Genomic DNA, 20,598 nt, shown 5'->3' with positions numbered 1-20,598 from the left:
GTTTCGTCCGTTCAAACTTTGCCTTTGCCATGATGGCCTCCTGTTTCGTGTCACCGGATCGCGGATGCGCTCACGGCGGAATGGGTTCGGGTGGCGGGGACCGCCACCCCGCCGATCAGGCGTATTTCTTCTGGATCTCGTCCGAGATGTTCTGCGGCACGGCTTCGTAATGATCGAAGATCATCGTGAAGACGGCGCGACCCGAGGACATCGAGCGCAGCGTGTTGATGTAGCCGAACATGTTGGCCAGCGGCACCATGGAGTTGATCACGTTGGCATTGCCGCGGCTTTCCTGCCCGGTCACCATCCCCCGGCGGGAGGTAAGGTCACCGATGATGCCGCCGGTGTATTCTTCCGGGGTCACCACTTCGACCTTCATGATCGGCTCCAGCAGCTTTGCTCCGGCCTTTTTCAGACCTTCGCGCATTGCCGCACGGGACGCGATCTCGAACGCGAGGACCGAGGAGTCGACGTCATGGAACGCACCGTCGATCAGCGCGACCTTGAAGTCGATCACCGGGAAGCCCGCCAGCGGACCGGAGTCCATGACCGACTTGATGCCCTTCTCGACGCCGGGGATATACTCCTTCGGCACCGCACCGCCCACGATCTTCGTTTCGAACGAGTAGCCCTCGCCCGGTTCGGTCGGGGTGATGACGAGCTTCACGCGCGCGAACTGGCCGGTACCACCGGTCTGTTTCTTGTGCGTGTAGTCGATCTCTGCCTCGCGGGAGATGGTCTCCCGATAAGCCACCTGCGGCGCACCGATGTTCGCCTCGACCTTGAACTCGCGACGCATACGGTCGACGAGAATGTCGAGGTGAAGCTCGCCCATGCCCTTCATGATCGTCTGGCCGGACTCGAAGTTGGTCTCGACGCGGAAGGACGGGTCTTCAGCGGACAGGCGAGCGAGCGCGAGGCCCATCTTCTCCTGGTCGGCCTTCGACTTCGGTTCCACAGCGATCTCGATAACCGGCTCCGGGAAGGTCATGGTTTCCAGAACCACCGGTTTCGCCGGGTCGCAGAGCGTATCGCCCGTCGTGGTGTCCTTCAGACCCGCCAGAGCGATGATGTCGCCCGCATAGGCTTCATCGATCTCTTCCCGGTTGATGGCGTGCATCATCATCATCCGGCCGACGCGCTCGCGCTTGCCCTTGGTCGCGTTCAGCATCTGGTCGCCCTTCTTGAGGACGCCCGAATAGAGACGCGTGAAGGTCAGCGAACCGACGAAGGGGTCGTTCATGATCTTGAACGCGAGACCCGAGAAGGGCTCGTCGTCGGAGGCATGACGCTCGATGTTCCGGGTTTCCGTCTCGTCGCCCGGGGCGAAGCCGACATAGGCCGGGACATCCAGCGGGCTCGGCAGATAGTCGACCACGGCGTTCAGCATCGGCTGCACGCCCTTGTTCTTGAACGACGAGCCGGCCAGAACCGGAACGAAGGACATGGAGAGGCAGCCCTTGCGGATCAGCTTCCGCAGGGTGTCAACGTCGGGCTCGTTGCCTTCGAGGTAGGCTTCCATCGCCTCGTCGTCCATCTCGACGGCGAGTTCGATGAGCTTGCCACGCCACTCTTCGGCAACGTCCTTCAGCTCGTCACGAATTTCCTGACGGGTCCAGGACGCGCCAAGGTCTTCGCCCTTCCAGGTCCATTCTTCCTGGGTAACCAGGTCGACGATGCCTTCGAGCTTGTCTTCCGCACCGATGGGGAGCGCAACCGGAGCCGGAGTGGCGCCGGTGCGGTCCTTGATCATCTGGACGCACTTGAAGAAGTCCGCGCCGATCTTGTCCATCTTGTTGACGTAGACGATCCGCGGAACCTTGTAACGGTCGGCCTGACGCCACACCGTCTCGGTCTGCGGCTCGACGCCAGCATTCGCGTCAAGAAGGCACACGGCCCCGTCGAGCACCGCGAGCGAACGCTCCACCTCGATGGTGAAGTCGACGTGGCCGGGGGTGTCGATGATGTTGAACCGATATTTCGGCCCCTCATGGGTGCCGTCTTCGGTCCGCTGCCAGAAGGTCGTGGTCGCAGCAGAGGTGATCGTGATCCCCCGCTCCTGCTCCTGTTCCATCCAGTCCATCGTCGCGGCGCCGTCATGCACCTCGCCGATCTTGTGGCTCTTGCCCGTGTAGTAAAGGATACGCTCCGTCGTCGTGGTTTTACCCGCGTCGATGTGAGCCATGATCCCGAAGTTACGGTAGAGCTCGAGGGGATATTCGCGTGCCATGGTCGGTGCTCCTGCCGCTTACCAGCGGTAGTGGCTGAACGCCTTGTTCGCGTCGGCCATCTTGTGGGTATCTTCGCGCTTCTTCACCGCGGTGCCACGGTTGTTCGCGGCATCCAGAAGCTCGCCGGCAAGGCGCTCTTCCATGGTGTTCTCGTTGCGCTTGCGGGCAGCCGTGATGAGCCAGCGGATCGCCAGCGCTTCGCGACGCTCGACGCGGACTTCCACCGGAACCTGGTAGGTCGCACCGCCCACACGGCGGGAACGGACCTCGACGGCCGGCTTCACATTGTCCAGCGCCTCATGGAACACTTCGACCGGGGCGCGCTTCACACGGCCCTCGACGCGGTCGAGTGCGTTGTAGACAATAGCTTCTGCGACCGACTTCTTGCCGTCGATCATCAGGTTGTTCATGAATTTGGTCAGCACGGTGTCGCCGAACTTGGCGTCCGGCAGAACTTCGCGCTTCTCGGCAGCGTGACGACGGGACATGCCCAGATCTCCTTACTTCGGACGCTTCGCGCCGTATTTCGAACGGCGCTGACGACGGTCCTTGACGCCTTGCGTGTCGAGCACGCCGCGCAGGATGTGATAGCGGACGCCCGGAAGGTCTTTCACCCGGCCGCCACGGATCAGGACCACCGAGTGCTCCTGAAGGTTGTGCTTTTCGCCCGGAATGTAGCTGATCACCTCGAAACCGTTGGTCAGCCGCACTTTGGCGACTTTCCGCATGGCCGAGTTCGGCTTCTTCGGCGTCGTCGTGTAGACGCGCGTGCAGACGCCGCGCTTCTGCGGGCAGGATTGGAGGTGCTGCGACTTAGAGCGCTGCACCTTGGGCTGCCGCGGCTTGCGGATCAGCTGTTGGATAGTCGGCATTCCGGTTCCCCGTGTTGCATCCGTTCTCGTCATCGGCGTCGCGCCTGTCCGCAAACGCCAAAACCGCATTCGTTCCCCTTCGCGGGGAACGACGCGGTGGAATTCCAGAGGATCGGGGCTTTCGCCCGGATCATGACCACATCAGTTTATGAGCAGGGGCAGCAGAAGACGCACCTCGCCACCCGGGTGACGCGCCGTATATGGGGAGTCGCGGGGGATGTCAACAGGTGTCCCGCCCCGGACGCCGCGTCGAAAAGGGCTCAATCAGCCGCAATAGTCCCGGAAAGCCGCGAAGCCGCGCGCTCGGAGACATGCTCCCGATAGATGGTGAACAGGCCCGCAGCTATGACGATTCCCGCCCCCGTGAGGGTCAGCGGATCGGGCCACACGCCGAAGAACGCGAGGCCGAGAAGCAGCGACCACACCATTCCCGTATAGCGGAACGGACCCACAACGGAGAGGTCGCCGAGCCGTATCGCCCCGATGCTGAGCACGTAACCCAAGGACACCGCAACGGAAGCAGCCCCAATCCGCAGGATATCCGCGGTCGCCAGTGGCCTCCATTCGCCCGACACCGCCGCACCCGCGCCGGAGAAGATCACCAGCACCACCCCCATGGTGAGAGCCGCCGTCATGGAAGGAACCGCAGGAGAGAGCTTCCGCGTGCACAGCTCCCGCAGGACGACGGTCACGACGCAGGCGGAGACGTAGAGCGCGCCAGGCGAAAATCCCTCCGGCCCCGGCCTCACGATGAGCAGCACACCGAGGAAGCCCACGAGAATCGCCCCGAGCCGCCGCCAGCCGATCGGCTCCTTGAGGAAGATCGCTGCGGCGAGGGTAAGGAATAGCGGCACGGATTGCAGGATCGCCGTGGCATTGGGCAGCGGAATGCGCGACAGCCCCTCCAAATATAGCACCGCACTGACCGCTTCCGCGAAACTTCGGGCGAGGCAGAGCGTCCAGTCCCTCCGCGACAGGTCGAGCCGCGGCGGAGCAAAGAAGCCTGAAGCGAGCGCGAGCAGGAGAAGGACAGCCAGCCCCCTCAGGAACTGAGCCTGAAACAGCGGCACATGACCGAGAAGGGCCTTCATGAGCGCATCATTGACCGTGAAGGCACCCACCGCCGCAATCATCAGCAGCGCGCCGCGCATATTGGCCGTTCTCGGCATCGACTAAGCCTTCACTCCCCGGAACCCGCAGTGGATAACCCGCCGGATCTTGAGATGCCTTTAGCACGGCGCAGGGAGAGCGACTGCGTATTTGCGTCATCTGATGTCGCTTTTGACGCAGGCTTGCGAAAATTATGCGGGAGGCACATCGCCCCGCCCCTTTGTTATCGGGATGCTCCGTGAACAGCGGGTGGCCCGGCACCATGGCCAGCAGGTTCCAGTTGCCGCCCATGGCGTTCGTGATGGCCCGCTGGAGGATGCCACGCTCCGTCTCGCCCTTCGGCGCGATGTCGAGCTTGTCGATCCGCGTCTTCACCGCGTCGGTGAATCGGCTTTCCTTGGTTTCCCCATTGAAATTCTCGGGAAGGAAGGCAATATTCAGCTCGACGGGGTTGTCTTCCAAACCGTAGTCCTGGCTCCGGTCAGCAACCGAGGTTCTCATGAACCTAGCCCCGTCACCCATATCCCTTGATATCTTGATATATTGTAGTGAAATTGCCCTTGGGCAGTCTTCGTGACTTTGACGATCACATCCTTTTCGGCCTCATCCAGAAGGACGCGCGCCGCGAAGGTATGCCACACCTCCGCCCGATTTTCCCGACCCTTGGCGTCCTGCTCCGTTCTGGCCCGTTCCCCTTTTCGAGAATATCCTTGAGCGTGGGCACGATGCGATAGAGGTCAGACCCCTTCCGGCCGCCGATCTTCTTCGGCCGCGGGTCTGGAACTCGATGGTCCAGCCGGTATCCGCGTTCACCACCTCCGTCCCGACAAGGTTGTCGCGATACCACACCTGCGCCTTGCGCCCGAGTTCACGGAGTGCGGAATTCAAAATGAATGTTGATCGGGGGTAGAGCGTCGGCGAGTGAAAATTGGGCAAGACTGCGCCGGGTTCAACTGCCTTCGCCAGAAGGGATCGTCGTCAGTGCCAATCCCACATACCCGCCGAGCGAAATCGCAGTAAGCACGGGTGGTGACCCGTGAAACCTCATGCCAGGCACAAGCAGGTTTAAGCGGAGAGGGCAAATCTTAAGCACCGCGCGTCGCGGGGGCATGGGCGCTGGTGCGGAAGGGCCGCCCCTCAGCCAAGATCGGCCGCTCCTTCCTGAAACAGCACGACACCGTGTAACGGCGCCCCGCACCGTCCCCAAAGGGGCGATGGAACACCTTAGTCGGCGCGCGGCCCCGAAAGCAAGCCCATCAGGGCAAAGCCGTCGCAGATGAGAGTGACTTTCCACTGCGGATCATGGCTGAGACCCCGCAGCTACTCGGGAGCCCCCGGCGCACCTTATTGAATAGCAAAACGCCCCGCTTGCGCGGGACGTTTTCCATTTTGACGGAGATCAATCCCGGTTTTCGCTGGTTTCCACCAGACCGGGATCGCTCTCCAGATCGACGACGTCCATCGGAGCGGCGAGCTGCACGGCTTTCTCCGCTTCCGCACGCTTCTGATCGACAACCTTCTGATCGCGATCGGTTGCGATGCGGCGTACCCGGCTCGTCGCGCCACCCGTCCCGGCCGGGATGAGCCGGCCGACGATGACGTTCTCCTTCAGGCCCACGAGCTTGTCGCGCTTGCCCTGAACCGCCGCCTCGGTCAGTACCCGCGTCGTCTCCTGGAAGGAGGCGGCGGAGATGAAGCTGCGCGTCTGCAGCGAGGCCTTGGTGATGCCGAGCAGGATGGGTTCCGCCTGCGCCGGACGCAGACCCTGGGCCTCCGCCTTGGCGTTGTTTTCATCCAGCTCCTGCTTGTCGACATGCTCGCCTTTGAGCAGCGTCGTCTCGCCGGAGTCGAGGATTTCCCATTTCTGCAGCATCTGGCGAACGATCACCTCGATGTGCTTGTCGTTGATCTTCACGCCCTGCAGGCGATAGACGTCCTGCACCTCGTCGATCAGGTAGTTGGCCAGCGCCTCGATCCCCTGAATCCGCAGGATGTCATGCGGAGCCGGGTTGCCGTCCATGATGTAGTCACCCTTCTGCACGAAGTCGCCTTCCTGCACCGGGATGTGCTTGCCTTTCGGCACCATGTACTCGACGGCGGAAAGCGTCTCGTCCACCGGTTCGATGGCGATGCGGCGCTTGTTCTTGTAGTCCTTGCCGAAGCGCACATAGCCATCCAGTTCGGCGATGATCGCGTGATCCTTCGGACGACGGGCCTCGAACAGTTCCGCCACGCGGGGAAGACCCCCGGTGATGTCCTTGGTCTTGGCGCCTTCGCGCGGGATACGGGCCACCACGTCGCCGGCCTTCACATCCTGCCCGTCCTCGACCGACAGAATGGCGTCCACCGACATCGGATAGGAAATCGGATGCCCCTGCTCGTTGCGGACAGGTTCGCCGGTCTCCGCATCCATGACGATGATCTCGGGCTTTAGCTCGTTACCTTTCGGCGCCGACCGCCAGTCCGAGACGATCTTCTGGGTCATGCCGGTGGCATCGTCCGTCTCCTCGCGCACCGAGATGCCCGAGACGAGATCGACGAACTTCGCCTGACCAGCCTTCTCCGCGATGATCGGCAGGGTGTAGGGGTCCCATTCGAAGAGCTTGTTGCCGCGCTTGACGGACTGGCCCTCCTTCACGAACACCTTCGACCCGTAGAGCAGCTTGTGCGACGCCCGTTCCACGCCGTTCTCGTCGATGATGGCGAGCGACATGTTCCGGCCCATTACGATCTGCTCGCCCGAAGCGTTGGCAAGAAGGTTCGGGTTGCGGAACTCGACCACGCCTTCCTGAGACGACTCGAGGAACGATTGCTGGCCACCCTGCGCGATACCGCCGATGTGGAAAGTCCGCATCGTCAGCTGGGTGCCCGGCTCGCCGATGGACTGCGCCGCGATGATGCCGACGGCCTCGCCGACGTTCACCATCGTGCCGCGAGCAAGGTCGCGCCCGTAGCAGGTGGCGCAGACGCCCTCCTCCGCCTCACAGGTCAGCGGGCTGCGGATCTTCACCGTGGGCACGCCCAGGGTCTCGATCGCATCCGCCTTCCGCTCGTCGATCAGCTCGCCAAGGCTCACGATCACCTCGTCGGTACCGGGGACATAGACCTCCTCGGCAGCGACACGGCCCAGCACACGTTCACCCAGCGACGCGACCACTTCACCGTCGTTCACCGCGGCGGAGGCCGTGATGTAACGGTCGGTGCCGCAGTCGTTGGACCGGACGATGCAGTCCTGCGCCACATCGACGAGACGACGGGTCAGGTAGCCGGAGTTCGCGGTCTTCAGAGCGGTATCCGCCAGACCCTTCCGGGCGCCGTGCGTCGAGTTGAAGTATTCAAGAACGGTCAGACCTTCCTTGAAGTTCGAGATGATCGGCGTCTCGATGATCTCGCCCGACGGCTTGGCCATCAGGCCGCGCATCCCGCCCAGCTGCTTCATCTGGGCAGGCGAACCCCGCGCCCCGGAGTGGGACATCATGTAGACCGAGTTCGGCTCCATTTCCCGACCCATATCGTCCTTACGGACAGCCGAGATCTCACCCATCATCGCACCGGCGACGGCGTCGGAACATTTCGACCAGGCATCGACGACCTTGTTGTACTTCTCACCCTGGGTGATCAGACCGTCCATGTACTGCTGTTCGAATTCCTTCACCTGCTCCTGGGTGTTCTCCACGATCTCCCATTTCTTGACCGGGATGACCATGTCGTCCTTGCCAAAGGAGATGCCGGCCTTGAAGGCCTCGCGGAAGCCAAGCCCCATGATCTGGTCGCAGAAGATCACCGATTCCTTCTGGCCGCAGTAGCGGTAGACGGTGTCGATGACGTTCTGGACGTCCTTCTTGCGGAGCAGGCGGTTCACCAGTTCGAACGGCGCCTTGGCGTTGAGCGGCAGCAGGTTGCCGAGGCGGAGACGGCCGGGGGTCGTCTCGTAGCGTTTGACGATCTCGTTGCCTTCGCCATCGATCTGCTTGATCCGCGCCGTGATCTTAGCGTGCAGATGCACCTCGCCAGCGGCAAGGGCGTGCTCCACCTCCTCGATGGAGGTAAAGGCCATGCCTTCGCCCTTCATGCCCTCACGCTGCATGGTCGTGTAGTAAAGACCAAGCACCATGTCCTGCGACGGCACGATGATCGGCGCGCCGTTGGCGGGCGACAGCACGTTGTTCGTGGACATCATCAGGACGCGGGCCTCAAGCTGGGCTTCCAGCGAGAGGGGAACGTGCACGGCCATCTGGTCGCCGTCGAAGTCGGCGTTGAAGGCGGAGCAGACCAGCGGGTGAAGCTGGATCGCCTTGCCTTCGATCAGGATCGGCTCGAACGCCTGGATGCCCAGACGGTGCAGCGTCGGCGCGCGGTTCAACAGGACGGGATGTTCGCGGATGACTTCATCCAGGATGTCCCAGACCTCCGGGCGCTCCTTCTCGACCAGCTTCTTCGCCTGCTTCACGGTGGAAGACAGACCCTTGGCCTCCAGCCGCGAATAGATGAACGGCTTGAAGAGTTCGAGCGCCATCTTCTTCGGCAGGCCGCACTGGTGCAGCTTCAGCTCCGGCCCGGTCACGATGACCGAACGGCCGGAGAAGTCTACCCGCTTGCCCAGAAGGTTCTGACGGAACCGGCCCTGCTTGCCCTTCAGCATGTCGGAGAGCGATTTCAGCGGGCGCTTGTTGGTGCCCGTGATCACGCGGCCCCGGCGGCCGTTGTCGAAGAGTGCGTCCACGGCTTCCTGAAGCATCCGCTTTTCGTTGCGCACGATGATATCGGGCGCACGGAGCTCGATCAGCCGCTTGAGGCGGTTGTTCCGGTTGATGACCCGGCGGTAGAGGTCGTTGAGGTCGGACGTGGCGAACCGGCCGCCGTCCAGCGGGACCAGCGGGCGCAGCTCCGGCGGGATCACCGGCAGCACGGTCAGGATCATCCACTCCGGACGGTTGCCCGACTCGAGGAACGACTCGACGATCTTCAGCCGCTTGATGATCTTCTTCGGCTTCAGCTCGCCCGTGGCTTCCTTCAGCTCCTCACGAAGCTGGTCGGCCGTCGCCTCAAGGTCGATCGCGGCCAGCATCTCGCGGATCGCTTCCGCGCCGATGTTCGCCGTGAACGCATCCGCGCCATACTGGTCCTGCGCGTCGAGGAACTCCTCTTCGGTCATCAGCTGACCGTAGGTGAGATCGGTCAGACCCGGCTCGATGACGACGTAGTTCTCGAAGTAGAGGATCCGCTCCAGGTCCCGGAGCGTCATGTCGAGCATGAGGCCGATGCGGGACGGCAGCGATTTCAGGAACCAGATATGCGCCACCGGCGCGGCGAGCTCGATATGGCCCATCCGCTCACGGCGCACCTTCTGGAGCGTCACTTCCACACCGCATTTCTCGCAGACGACGCCGCGATACTTCATGCGCTTGTATTTGCCGCACAGGCATTCGTAGTCCTTGATCGGACCAAAAATGCGCGCGCAGAACAGGCCGTCACGCTCGGGTTTGAACGTGCGGTAGTTGATGGTTTCGGGCTTCTTGATCTCACCATAGGACCAAGAAAGGATCCGCTCGGGTGAGGCCAGCGAGATCTTGATCTCGTCGAACTGCTTCGTCGCCGCGAGCGGGTTGAACGGATTGGTGGTGAGTTCCTGGTTCATGCCAAGTCCTTAAAACTGGGGTGGGTGAGGAGGGCGAAGGCCGCCCTCACTCTTCCTCCGCATCCAGGAGTTCCATGTTGAGGCCGAGGCCCCGGACTTCTTTCACGAGCACGTTGAAGCTCTCGGGAACGCCGGCCTCGAAGTTGTCTTCGCCCTTGACGATGGACTCGTAGACCTTGGTCCGCCCGGCCACGTCATCCGACTTGACCGTGAGCATTTCCTGCAGCGTGTAGGCCGCCCCGTAAGCTTCGAGCGCCCAGACCTCCATCTCGCCGAGCCGCTGGCCACCGAACTGGGCCTTGCCGCCCAGCGGTTGCTGCGTGACCAGGCTGTACGGACCCGTGGAGCGGGCGTGCAGCTTGTCGTCGACGAGGTGATGAAGCTTCAGCATGTACTTCACACCGACCGTTACCGGCCGGGCGAACTGCTCGCCGGAGCGACCGTCGAACACGATGGACTGGCCGGACTTGTCGAAGCCCGCCCGGACCAGCGCGTCGTTGACGTCCGCTTCCTTCGCCCCGTCGAAGACCGGCGTCGCGATCGGAACGCCACGGGTCACATTGCCCGCAGCCTCCAGAAGCGCAGCCTCGTCCATGCCGGAGAAAGCATCCTCGTAGGTCTCGTCGCCATAGGCGAAACGCACGGCTTCCTTCACCGGGGTCAGATCACCATTGCGGCGATACTCGCGAAGCGCCTCGTCGATCTGGAGGCCCAGACCGCGCGCAGCCCAACCCATGTGGGTTTCGAGGATCTGACCGACGTTCATCCGCGACGGCACACCCAGCGGGTTCAGCACGAAGTCCACCGGCGTCCCGTCGGCGAGGAAGGGCATGTCCTCCATCGGCACGACCTTGGAGATGACGCCCTTGTTGCCGTGACGGCCGGCCATCTTGTCGCCCGGTTGCAGCTTGCGCTTCACCGCCACGAACACCTTGACCGACTTCATCACGCCAGGCGCCAGATCGTCGCCACGGCGGACCTTCTCCACCTTGTCCTCGAACCGGTTCTCCAGCGCGCGTTTCTGCACGTCGAACTGATCGTTGAGCGCCTCGACCTCCTTGGCCTCCGCGTCATCGGCAAGCGCGAGCTGCCACCACTGGCCGCGCGACAGCGTGCCCAGCAGTTCTTCGGTGATTTCCGAACCCGGCTTCACGCCCTTCGGCCCCTTCACCGCGGCCTTGCCGAGGATCAGCTGGCGCAGACGGGCGTAGAAGTTGCGCTCGAGAATCTCCAGCTCGTCGTCCCGGTCGCGGGAGAGGCGTTCGATTTCCTCACGCTCGATCTGAAGCGACCGCTCGTCCTTGTCGACACCGTGACGGTTGAAGACCCGCACTTCCACGATGGTCCCGTATGCCCCCGGCGGCAGCCGGAGCGAGGTATCCCGCACGTCCGACGCCTTTTCCCCGAAGATGGCGCGGAGCAGTTTCTCCTCCGGCGTCATCGGGCTTTCGCCCTTCGGGGTGATCTTGCCGACGAGAATGTCCCCCGGCCCCACTTCGGCACCGATGTAGACGATCCCGGCCTCATCGAGGTTGCGCAGCGCTTCCTCACCGACGTTCGGGATGTCGCGGGTGATCTCCTCCGGCCCGAGCTTGGTGTCCCGCGCGGCGACTTCGTATTCCTCGATATGGATCGAGGTATAGACGTCGTCACGGAGGATCCGCTCGGAGATCAGGATCGAGTCCTCATAGTTGTAGCCGTTCCAGGGCATGAACGCGACGACGATGTTCCGGCCAAGCGCCAGTTCACCCATGTCGGTCGAGGGGCCATCCGCGATGACCTCGTTCCGCGCGACCGTATCGCCAACTTTCACCAGCGGACGCTGGTTGATGCAGGACGACTGGTTGGACCGCTTGAACTTGCGCAGACGGTAGATGTCCACGCCCGGTTCGCCCGGTTCGAGCAGTTCGGTCGCCCGGACGACGATACGCGTCGCGTCCACCTGGTCGATCACCCCGCCCCGGCGCGCCATGATCGCGGCGCCGGAATCGCGGGCCACGGTGCTCTCGATGCCGGTGCCGACGAACGGCGCCTCGGAGCGCAGCAGCGGCACGGCCTGACGCTGCATGTTGGAGCCCATCAGCGCGCGGTTGGCGTCGTCGTTCTCAAGGAACGGGATCAGGGCCGCAGCGACCGAAACCAGCTGCTTCGGCGACACGTCGATCAGGTCGACGGCTTCAACCGGGTTGAGCATGAACTCGCCCGCCTTGCGGGTGGAGATCAGCTCGTCCACGAAGCGCCCTTCTTCGTCGAGGCTCGCGTTCGCCTGAGCGACGGTGTGGCGCATCTCCTCAGTGGCGGAGATATAGACCACGTCATCCGTCACCTGACCCTCTTTCACCTTACGGTAAGGGGTCTCGATGAAGCCGTATTTGTTCACCCGCGCGAAGGTGGCGAGGCTGTTGATCAGGCCGATGTTCTGGCCTTCCGGCGTCTCGATCGGGCACATCCGGCCGTAGTGGGTCGGGTGAACGTCGCGCACCTCGAAGCCGGCGCGCTCCCGGGTCAGACCGCCCGGCCCGAGCGCGGAGAGACGACGCTTGTGCGTGACTTCCGAGAGCGGGTTGGTCTGGTCCATGAACTGCGAAAGCTGCGAGGAGCCGAAGAACTCCCGCACCGCCGCCGCCGCCGGTTTCGCGTTGATGAGATCCTGCGGCATGACCGTGTCGATCTCGACCGAGGACATGCGTTCCTTGATCGCGCGCTCCATGCGGAGCAGCCCGACGCGGTACTGGTTCTCCATCAGCTCGCCGACCGAACGCACCCGGCGGTTGCCGAGGTGGTCGATATCGTCGATTTCGCCCTTGCCGTCACGCAGTTCCACCAGGCCCTTGATGCAGGCGATGATGTCTTCCTTGCGCAGCGTACGCTGCGTGTCGGGTGCGTCCAGATCGAGGCGCATGTTCATCTTCACGCGACCCACGGCCGACAGGTCGTAGCGCTCGCTGTCGAAGAACAGCGTGTCGAACAAAGCGGAAGCGGCTTCGACGGTCGGCGGCTCGCCCGGACGCATGACGCGGTAGATGTCCATGAGCGCGGTATCGCGGTTCATGTTCTTGTCCGCGGCCATCGTGTTGCGGATGTAGGGGCCGACGTTGATGTTGTCGATGTCCAGCACCGGGATCTCGGTGATCCCGTTGTCCAGCAGCACCTTCAGGCTGCCGCCCTTCACTTCGCCGTCACGGTCGTATTCGAGCGTGATCTCATCCCCGGCCTCAACATAGATCGCGCCGGTTTCCTCGTTGATGATGTCCTTGGCGACATAGCGGCCCACGATGGAATCGTAGGGGACCAGAAGCTCGGTGACCTTGCCCTCGTCGGTCAGCTTCTTGACCATCCGCGGGGTCATCTTGTCCCCGGCCTTGCAGATGATCTCACCGGTCGCCGCATCCACCAGATCGAAGGTCGGACGGGTGCCGCGGACGCGTTCGGGGAAGAACTTCGTCACCCAGCCACGGTTTTTCTCGAGCCGGTAGTCCACGGTGTCGTAGAAGGCATCCGTGATGGCTTCCTGATCCATGCCAAGCGCATAGAGCAGCGTCGTCACGGGCAGTTTCCGGCGACGGTCGATACGCGCAAAGACGATATCCTTGGCGTCGAATTCGAAGTCCAGCCAGGAGCCGCGATAGGGAATGATCCGGCAAGCGAACAGCAGTTTGCCCGAGGAGTGCGTCTTGCCCTTGTCATGGTCGAAGAACACGCCCGGAGAGCGGTGCATCTGCGACACGATGACGCGCTCGGTGCCGTTCACGATGAACGTCCCGTTCGACGTCATCAGGGGCATGTCGCCCATGTAGACGTCTTGTTCCTTGATGTCCTTGACCGACTTTGCGCCGGTCGTCTCATCGACATCGAACACGATGAGACGGAGCGTGACCTTCAGCGGCGCCGAAAAGGTCATGTCGCGCTGCTGGCATTCCTCGACGTCATATTTCGGCTTCTCGAGATCGTATTTCACGAATTCGAGAACGGCGGTCTCGTTGAAATCCTTGATCGGAAAGACGGACTGGAAGACACCCTGGATGCCTTCGCCGTCCAGCGCCTTGGGGCCATCCCCGGAGCGAAGGAACAGGTCGTAGGAGGATTTCTGAACCTCAATGAGGTTCGGCATCTCCAGAACTTCGCGGATTTTGCCGTAGTAGCGGCGGATGCGCTTCTGGCCAACGTAATGCGCCATGCTCGTCGTCACCTTTCTATCTGCGGATCCACGGCCGTCGGGGCACCGGCGCGGACCGCTCTAGAAACAGGGGGCCAAGAGTTCCATTCATGCGGCCGTCCCACCGACCGCTCCCGAACCCTTTGCCGCGCCCTGGGAAAAGCCCCCTTGGAGGCCCTTGCCAAGACGCGATTGGCTGGAGAGGGAAAACCCTCTCCAGCCGCACGAAACCGTCAGGCGCAGGATGCGCCCGATACGATTACTTGAGCTCGACCTTGGCGCCAGCCGCTTCGAGCTTCTTCTTGATTTCCTCGGCTTCCGCTTTCGGCGCAGCTTCTTTCACCGCTTTGCCGCCAGCTTCCACGAGGTCTTTGGCTTCTTTCAGACCAAGACCGGTGATGGCGCGGACTTCTTTGATCACGTTGATCTTGTTCGCGCCGGCATCGACGAGGATCACGTCGAAGTCGGTCTTTTCTTCTTCCGCAGCGGCAGCACCGCCAGCGGCCGGACCGGCAACCATCACCGCGCCGCCAGCAGCGGGCTCGATGCCGTATTCGTCCTTCAGGATGGTTTTCAGTTCTTGAGCCTGCAGCAGCGTGAGGTTCACGATTTGCTCGGCAAGGGCTTTCAGATCGGCCATTTCTCTGTTCCGTTCCAAGTTAGATGGGTTCCAACGTGCGGGTGTTCAACCCCACGAAGGCCATAGGTTGCTCAGGCGGCTTCCCGCTCCTCCAGGGTGGAGAGGATGCCCGCGATGTTCGATGCAGGTGCGCCAATCGCGCCGGCGATGTTGGAAGCCGGAGCGCCGATGCAGGACACGATCTGAGCGATCAGCTCTTCACGCGACGGCATGGACGCTACGGCCTTGACACCGGCCGGATCGAGGGCCGTGCTGCCCATAGAACCACCAAGAATGACGAACTTCTCCGTCGTCTTGGCGTATTCGTCAGCCACCTTCGCCGCAGCGACGGGGTCTTCGGAATAGGTCAGCACGGTCATGCCCTTGAGGAGGTCACCCAGGCTTTCGTTGGGCTTGCCCTCAAGGGCGATCTTGGCGAGCCTGTTCTTGGCAACGCGGACGGAGCCTCCGACCGTGCGCATGCGCGCCCGGAGGTCCTGCATCTGGGCAACCGTGAGGCCTTCGTAGCGGGCAACCACCACGACGCCAGAGCTTTCGAAGATCTGGCCGAGTTCCTCGACCACTTTCTCTTTCTGGGCTCTATCCACAGTTCCACTCCAAGTTTGGGGGTTTCCCCCCGGCTCAGTTCTGCCTGCTTGCGCAGGCGTCGGGTCCGCGATGGTCCCGAGAGATCGCCCGGGGAAAGCCCCGGAATTCGCTCGTTCCCCATCTCAGGCAGGATATTAAGATCCATCCGGATCACCCGCCGTCTCGGACAGGACAGGGCCGTGGGACTGCTCCCGGTGGCCCTGCCGTTCACCGGGCCGAAGCCCGGGAATTCTTGTCAGGCCTCGGCGGTGGCCGAGGTCAGGTCGACAGACACGCCCGGCCCCATGGTGGAGGAAACCGACACCTTCTTGAGGTAGGTTCCCTTGGCACCGGCAGGTTTCGCGCGGTTCACAGCACCGACGAAGGCACGCAGGTTCTCGGCCAGCTTCGCCGGCTCGAAGGATACCTTGCCGATGCCGGCATGGACGACGCCCGCCTTCTCGACCTTGAACTGCACTTCACCGCCTTTGGCGGCTTCGACAGCGGATTTCACGTCCATCGTCACCGTGCCGACCTTCGGGTTCGGCATCAGGTTGCGCGGGCCGAGGATCTTGCCGAGGCGGCCGACCAGCGGCATCATGTCCGGCGTCGCGATGCAACGGTCGAACTCGATCTTGCCGGACTGGATCGTCTCCATCAGGTCTTCCGCGCCGACGATATCCGCGCCTGCCGCCTTGGCTTCGTCAGCCTTGGCGCCACGCGCGAACACGGCCACGCGGACGGTCTTGCCCGTGCCGTTCGGCAGCTGGACGACACCACGGACCATCTGGTCGGCGTGACGCGGATCAACGCCGAGGTTCAGCGCGATCTCGACAGTCTCGTCAAACTTCGCGGTGGCCGCCTGCTTGACCAGCGAAAGAGCATCCTCAACCGAAAGGTTGGCCTTGCCCGCAAAGATTTCCCGCGCCGAGGCGGTGCGTTTACCAAGCTTTGCCATGGCTTACCCTTTCACCTCGATACCGATCGACTTCGCCGAGCCGAGGATGATCTGCATCGCGGCCTCGATATCGTTGGCCGAGAGGTCTTTCATCTTCGCTTCCGCGATCTGACGGATCTGCGCGACGGTCACGGTGCCGGCCACTTCGCGGCCCGGCTTCACCGAACCCTTCGGACGGTTCCGCTTGCCGACCGGCTTCAGGCCCGCGGCTTTCTTGAGGTAGAAGGACGCCGGAGACGTCTTCATCTCGAAGGAGAACGACTTGTCCGCGTAGTAGGTGATGACGGTCGGGATCGGCGACCCCTGCTCCATCTCCTGGGTGCGGGCGTTGAATTCCTTGCAGAACGCCATGATGTTGATGCCGCGCTGACCGAGCGCGGGCCCGATCGGCGGGGACGGGTTGGCTTGCCCCGCCTTCACTTGCAGCTTGAGCTGCCCGACAACTTTCTTGGCCATATGGCCTCTCCTCTTCTCACAACCCGGCAAGCGGGCGGTTTAGTGGTCCGGCGCTCTCACGCCTCCCACGGGATCGCTCAGGCGACCTTCGCCACCTGAGTGAATTCCAGTTCGACCGGCGTAGGCCGACCGAAGATCGAGACGGTGACCTTGAGACGGTTGGCCGCCTCGTCCACTTCCTCGACCATGCCGGCGAAGCCCTCGAAAGGTCCGTCCGACACCTTCACCTGTTCGCCGACCTCGAACCGGATGAGGTTGCGCGGCTGCGCCTCGCCCTCCTCCACCCGGTTCAGGATGGCATTCACTTCCGAGTCCCGCATGGGCATCGGCTTGCCCTGCGGACCCAGGAACCCGGTGACACGGTTGATCGAGGTGATCAGGTGGTAACCACGGTTCGACATTTCCATATGCACGAGCACATAGCCCGGCATGAAGCGCCGCTCCGAAGTCACCTTCTTGCCACGGCGAATTTCGATTACTTCCTCGGTCGGGACCAGAACCTCGTCGATCTGATCTTCGAGGCCAGCGTCGGCGACCGACTGCTTGATCTGCTCGGCGATCTTCTTCTCGAAGTTCGAGAGGACGCTCACCGAATACCAACGCTTCGCCATGCCGCGATACCCTTCCTGTGTCTGCTTCCAGAACAAAAAACAGCGCGCACGCCGAATCGCTGCACGCCGCCTGCGCCCTGGAACTGCGACCTCCTACCCGTATGAGGCCGCGAGTGCAAGTCATTCCACAAAGAACAAGCCCCGCCACAGGGACGGGACTTGCCGGTTTCAGCGATGCCTAAAGCCGATCAGGCCTTACGGCGACGGGCGAGAGCGCCGAGGCCGAGCATACCGGTGACCAGCAGGCCACCAGCGGCCGGAAGCGGAACCTCCGGCGGCACCGGAAGCTCTTCCTCATTCTGCTGCGTCGCGGTGAAGGCGAGCGCGATGGAGACGTTGGACGTCGCGCCGTTGGACAGGAAGGCGACCGAGAAAGTCTCTCCCGTCGTCAGGTTCGGCAAGTCGCCGCCAGCGGACCAGAAGGAGCCCTGGTCACCATAGGTGTTGAACACCGTGGAATAGCTGCCGGACACGCTGGTGCCAAAGGTCACCTGCTCCAGCGACGAACGCTGGCCGAGCGCCGAGATGCCGAAGTCGAACGTGTAGGTCGTGTTCGGGGTGACCACGAAGACCAGTTCGTCGCCGACGCTCAGCGTCTGGAACCCGGAGGTGTAGGGACCTTCGGAGTTGACGTCGATATAGTACGTCGCCGCGGACGCGGCGAACGGAAGGGCCGAAATAGCCACAGCTGCGAGAAGCGCTTTCATATTTTTATCCTTGCCAAAATCACATGCACTCCGCGCGGACAGCCCGCTTGCGCACCGTTTCGCTTGGGGGAGCGACGCATGCGCGCACGAAGATACACAAGGCAGAGAGGTGCCCCACAACTAGCTAAAATTCAAGAAATATCTCTTTAAACGCGAGAATTCTGGGGAAATGCAGCGTAAAGGCGATCGGGTTCTTTCGCGAATGCACAACAATCACGATGCACGTGCAGCGACTGTGCATCAGCGCGCAGGAAAACGTTATTGGCTAAAGAATCCCAGCAGCCATGTCAGGCCATAGCGGATGGCCAGGTCTATGAGGAAGAAGAAGACCGCTGCCACCGCCGCAAGCACGAACACCATTGTCGTCGTCAGCAGAACTTCGCGGCGGGTCGGCCAGACGACCTTGCCGACTTCGGTGCGGACCTGCTGGATGAACTGGAGCGGGTTGGCCTTTGCCATTGCGGTTCCTTCGGGCTGGACGCGGAGCAGATACGCCCTCCCCACGCAGATTACAAGCAAGAAGGGGTTGCGTTTATATTCCGGACGAGGACAGTGCACCGCATTCTGCGGAGTGGAGATATTTCATGGCGACCACAGTGGACGCAATCCTGTCGGAAACCGGCGTGGGGAGCTTTCAGAAAAGGCTCTTCGGTATTTTCGGGCTGGTCTGGGCGGCAGACGCGATGCAGGTGCTCTCCATCGGCTTCAGCGCACCCTCCATCGCGGCAAGCTTCGGGCTGACGGTGCCGCAGGCGCTTCAGACGGGCACTTTGTTCTTCCTCGGCATGTTCATCGGCGCGGCCATGTTCGGGCGAATCGCCGACAGGATCGGACGGCGGAAGGTGCTGATCGTGACCGTGGCCTGCGACGCGGTGTTCGGGCTGGCCTCCGTTTTTGCGCCCAACTTCGAACTGCTGCTGATCGCCCGGTTCCTGACCGGCATGGCGGTTGGGGGTACCCTCCCCGTCGACTACGCGATGATGGCGGAATTCCTGCCGCCGAAGAACCGGGGACGGTGGCTCGTCTATCTGGAGGGCTTCTGGGCGGTTGGTACGGTCATCGTGGCACTGACGGCTTGGATTGCCTCGTCTTTCGGGGTGGCGGAGGCATGGCGCTGGATTTTCGCGATAGCCGCCATTCCCGCGCTCATCGGCTTCTGGCTCCGGCTCTGGGTGCCGGAATCGCCGCTCTACCTGCTGCGCACCGGCCAGCAGGAGGAAGTGCGCGACGTCCTGAACAGGGTCCGCGCCGGCAACGGAGCCGCCCCCCTGCCCCGTGACATCACGATCACCCTGCCCGGCGGCACCGAAGGCGGCAGCATCTTCTCCCCGGCGCTCCGGTCACGGACGATCGGGGTGCTGCTGCTGTGGTTCCTCGTCTCTATCTCCTACTACGGCGTATTCACCTGGATACCGGCACAGCTTGCCACGGGCGGGTTCGGCTTCGTCCGCGGATATGGCTTCCTTGTGCTGGTCGCGCTGGCGCAGCTTCCGGGCTATGCCCTTGCTGCCTACGGGGTGGAGGCCTGGGGGCGGAAGCCGACGCTCATCCTGTTCCTGCTGCTGAGCGCGCTTGGCTGCCTGCTGTTCACCGTGGCGGGAACATCGGCCCTCGTCGCCAGCTCGCTGCTCCTGATGAGCTTTGCGCTGCTGGGGACATGGGGCGCGCTCTACGCATTCACGCCCGAACTCTACCCGACCTCCGTCCGCGCGACGGGTATGGGGGCAGCGGGCGCGATGGCGCGGCTTGGCGGTATCTGCGCTCCGACGGTCGTGGGTTTGGTGATCTCCTACAGCTTCGGCGTGACCGTCGGGCTGTTCGCGGCCCTGCTGGTGCTGGGCGCAGTCGCCGCGTTGACGATCAACGTGGAAACGCGGAATCAGGCGCTCAACTGAGCGCCTCACCCTCTGTCCCGCGATGCTGGAAACGGCTGGCAGGGGCAGGGGGACTCGAACCCACGACCCTCGGTTTTGGAGACCGATGCTCTACCAACTGAGCTATACCCCTGTGCCGTAGGGCGGTTGCTAAGGCAGGCGCGCAGGAAAGGCAAGAGGCATCAGAGGTAGCGCACCTCCAAAGGCGAATTCCGCCAGTTGTCGTGCAACCCGTCGGCCCATTTCACGGGTGCGGCGATCAGCTCATCCTCCGTGCCTTCGTCCAGCGTGGAAACCATGACGCTGGCGAAATCGCCGCCCAGCTCCTGCACATGCCCGCGTGAAAAGAGCCGGACTCCGCAGCGCGGGCAGAATTCATGGCGGACCGCGCCGGACAACGTATAGGAGGAGAGCTTGTCCTCGCCGGTGATGGCCAGCGCCTCGGGCGCACAGGCCGCACTCCAGTTCCGCACCTTGCGACAATAGGTGCAATTGCACCGCATCGTACCGCGCGAGAGGTCGAGATCGACAGAATATCTGATGTCACCGCAGTGGCATCCGCCGTGATAGATCTTCAGCATTATTGCTCCACCGGCAACCAGGCCACCGGCTGAGCCTATCATCCGCTACTCCGCCGCCAAAGTGAAAAGGGCCGCCCCTTTGGGACGGCCCTTGGCGGGGTGCGGAACCCCTTCGACGATCCGATCATCGCAGGGACGGCGGCCGGCATGTCAACCGACATGCCGGAGCCTTTCGATTACTCGATGATTTTGGAGAC

17 protein-coding genes and 1 tRNA gene are annotated in these 20,598 nt (G+C 62.8%); 1 reads left to right on the top strand and 17 read right to left on the bottom strand.

Annotation, left to right across the window (positions count from 1 at the left end; all coding sequences use genetic code 11):
• Window positions 1–115: 115 nt before the first annotated feature.
• The 15 genes from fusA to secE all read right to left on the bottom strand — a co-directional run bounded on the left by fusA (window position 116) and on the right by secE (window position 18,405).
• Window positions 116–2,230 carry an elongation factor G gene (gene fusA / locus CN97_RS19315; protein ID WP_035715104.1) on the bottom strand — a complete coding sequence of 705 codons (2,115 nt, stop codon included), beginning with the start codon at window positions 2,228–2,230 and terminating at the stop codon, window positions 116–118.
• Window positions 2,231–2,248: 18 nt separating this feature from the next.
• Window positions 2,249–2,719 (bottom strand): 30S ribosomal protein S7, encoded by a 471-nt coding sequence (gene rpsG, locus CN97_RS19310; RefSeq protein WP_035715101.1) that lies wholly within the window; start codon window positions 2,717–2,719, stop codon window positions 2,249–2,251.
• 12 nt (window positions 2,720–2,731) lie between these two features.
• Window positions 2,732–3,103: a 30S ribosomal protein S12 gene (rpsL, locus tag CN97_RS19305; RefSeq protein WP_010399029.1), complete on the bottom strand. Its 372-nt coding sequence runs from the start codon at window positions 3,101–3,103 to the stop codon at window positions 2,732–2,734.
• A 260-nt stretch (window positions 3,104–3,363) separates the two neighbouring features.
• Complete coding sequence (locus tag CN97_RS19300; protein ID WP_035715099.1) at window positions 3,364–4,272, bottom strand: DMT family transporter; 909 nt, start codon at window positions 4,270–4,272, stop codon at window positions 3,364–3,366.
• Window positions 4,202–4,714, bottom strand: a complete 513-nt coding sequence (locus CN97_RS19295) for a hypothetical protein (protein ID WP_131389530.1) — start codon at window positions 4,712–4,714, stop codon at window positions 4,202–4,204. Before CN97_RS19295 ends, CN97_RS19300 begins: the two co-directional genes overlap by 71 nt.
• A 102-nt stretch (window positions 4,715–4,816) precedes the next feature.
• The gene (locus CN97_RS21490) at window positions 4,817–5,101 is read right to left on the bottom strand and encodes an LPD3 domain-containing protein (RefSeq protein WP_165496687.1); all 285 of its coding nucleotides are present in this window, start codon (window positions 5,099–5,101) and stop codon (window positions 4,817–4,819) included.
• A gap of 511 nt (window positions 5,102–5,612) precedes the next feature.
• Window positions 5,613–9,851: a DNA-directed RNA polymerase subunit beta' gene (rpoC, locus tag CN97_RS19290; protein WP_035715095.1), complete on the bottom strand. Its 4,239-nt coding sequence runs from the start codon at window positions 9,849–9,851 to the stop codon at window positions 5,613–5,615.
• 46 nt (window positions 9,852–9,897) lie between these two features.
• The gene (rpoB, locus tag CN97_RS19285) at window positions 9,898–14,028 is read right to left on the bottom strand and encodes a DNA-directed RNA polymerase subunit beta (RefSeq protein ID WP_035715093.1); all 4,131 of its coding nucleotides are present in this window, start codon (window positions 14,026–14,028) and stop codon (window positions 9,898–9,900) included.
• 238 nt (window positions 14,029–14,266) lie between these two features.
• Window positions 14,267–14,647: a 50S ribosomal protein L7/L12 gene (gene rplL, locus CN97_RS19280; RefSeq protein WP_035715091.1), complete on the bottom strand. Its 381-nt coding sequence runs from the start codon at window positions 14,645–14,647 to the stop codon at window positions 14,267–14,269.
• 71 nt (window positions 14,648–14,718) lie between these two features.
• Window positions 14,719–15,234 (bottom strand): 50S ribosomal protein L10, encoded by a 516-nt coding sequence (gene rplJ, locus CN97_RS19275; protein WP_035715088.1) that lies wholly within the window; start codon window positions 15,232–15,234, stop codon window positions 14,719–14,721.
• A gap of 236 nt (window positions 15,235–15,470) precedes the next feature.
• A complete protein-coding gene (gene rplA, locus CN97_RS19270) occupies window positions 15,471–16,172 on the bottom strand; it encodes a 50S ribosomal protein L1 (RefSeq protein WP_035715086.1) in 702 nt (233 codons plus the stop codon).
• A 3-nt stretch (window positions 16,173–16,175) separates the two neighbouring features.
• Window positions 16,176–16,628 (bottom strand): 50S ribosomal protein L11, encoded by a 453-nt coding sequence (rplK, locus tag CN97_RS19265; RefSeq protein WP_035715084.1) that lies wholly within the window; start codon window positions 16,626–16,628, stop codon window positions 16,176–16,178.
• A 77-nt stretch (window positions 16,629–16,705) separates the two neighbouring features.
• Window positions 16,706–17,239 (bottom strand): transcription termination/antitermination protein NusG, encoded by a 534-nt coding sequence (nusG, locus tag CN97_RS19260; protein ID WP_035715083.1) that lies wholly within the window; start codon window positions 17,237–17,239, stop codon window positions 16,706–16,708.
• A gap of 188 nt (window positions 17,240–17,427) precedes the next feature.
• Window positions 17,428–17,946: a VPLPA-CTERM sorting domain-containing protein gene (locus CN97_RS19255; protein WP_035715081.1), complete on the bottom strand. Its 519-nt coding sequence runs from the start codon at window positions 17,944–17,946 to the stop codon at window positions 17,428–17,430.
• 258 nt (window positions 17,947–18,204) lie between these two features.
• A complete protein-coding gene (gene secE, locus CN97_RS19250; RefSeq protein WP_035715080.1) occupies window positions 18,205–18,405 on the bottom strand; it encodes a preprotein translocase subunit SecE in 201 nt (66 codons plus the stop codon).
• A gap of 125 nt (window positions 18,406–18,530) precedes the next feature.
• On the opposite strand from secE, the gene CN97_RS19245 reads away from it, so the two are divergent.
• Complete coding sequence (locus CN97_RS19245) at window positions 18,531–19,841, top strand: MFS transporter (protein WP_035715078.1); 1,311 nt, start codon at window positions 18,531–18,533, stop codon at window positions 19,839–19,841.
• Between the two features lie 36 nt (window positions 19,842–19,877).
• Here CN97_RS19245 and CN97_RS19240 read toward each other — a convergent pair.
• Both CN97_RS19240 and CN97_RS19235 read right to left on the bottom strand, forming a co-directional pair.
• A tRNA-Trp gene (locus CN97_RS19240) sits at window positions 19,878–19,953 on the bottom strand.
• Between the two features lie 49 nt (window positions 19,954–20,002).
• Window positions 20,003–20,401: a GFA family protein gene (locus CN97_RS19235; protein WP_207391646.1), complete on the bottom strand. Its 399-nt coding sequence runs from the start codon at window positions 20,399–20,401 to the stop codon at window positions 20,003–20,005.
• Window positions 20,402–20,598: the final 197 nt, after the last annotated feature.

The sequence above is a fragment of the Haematobacter massiliensis genome, assembly GCF_000740795.1.
Taxonomy (GTDB): domain Bacteria; phylum Pseudomonadota; class Alphaproteobacteria; order Rhodobacterales; family Rhodobacteraceae; genus Haematobacter; species Haematobacter massiliensis.
Note: the sequence above shows the minus strand (reverse complement) of the source record. Positions and strands in the feature narration are given on the sequence as shown.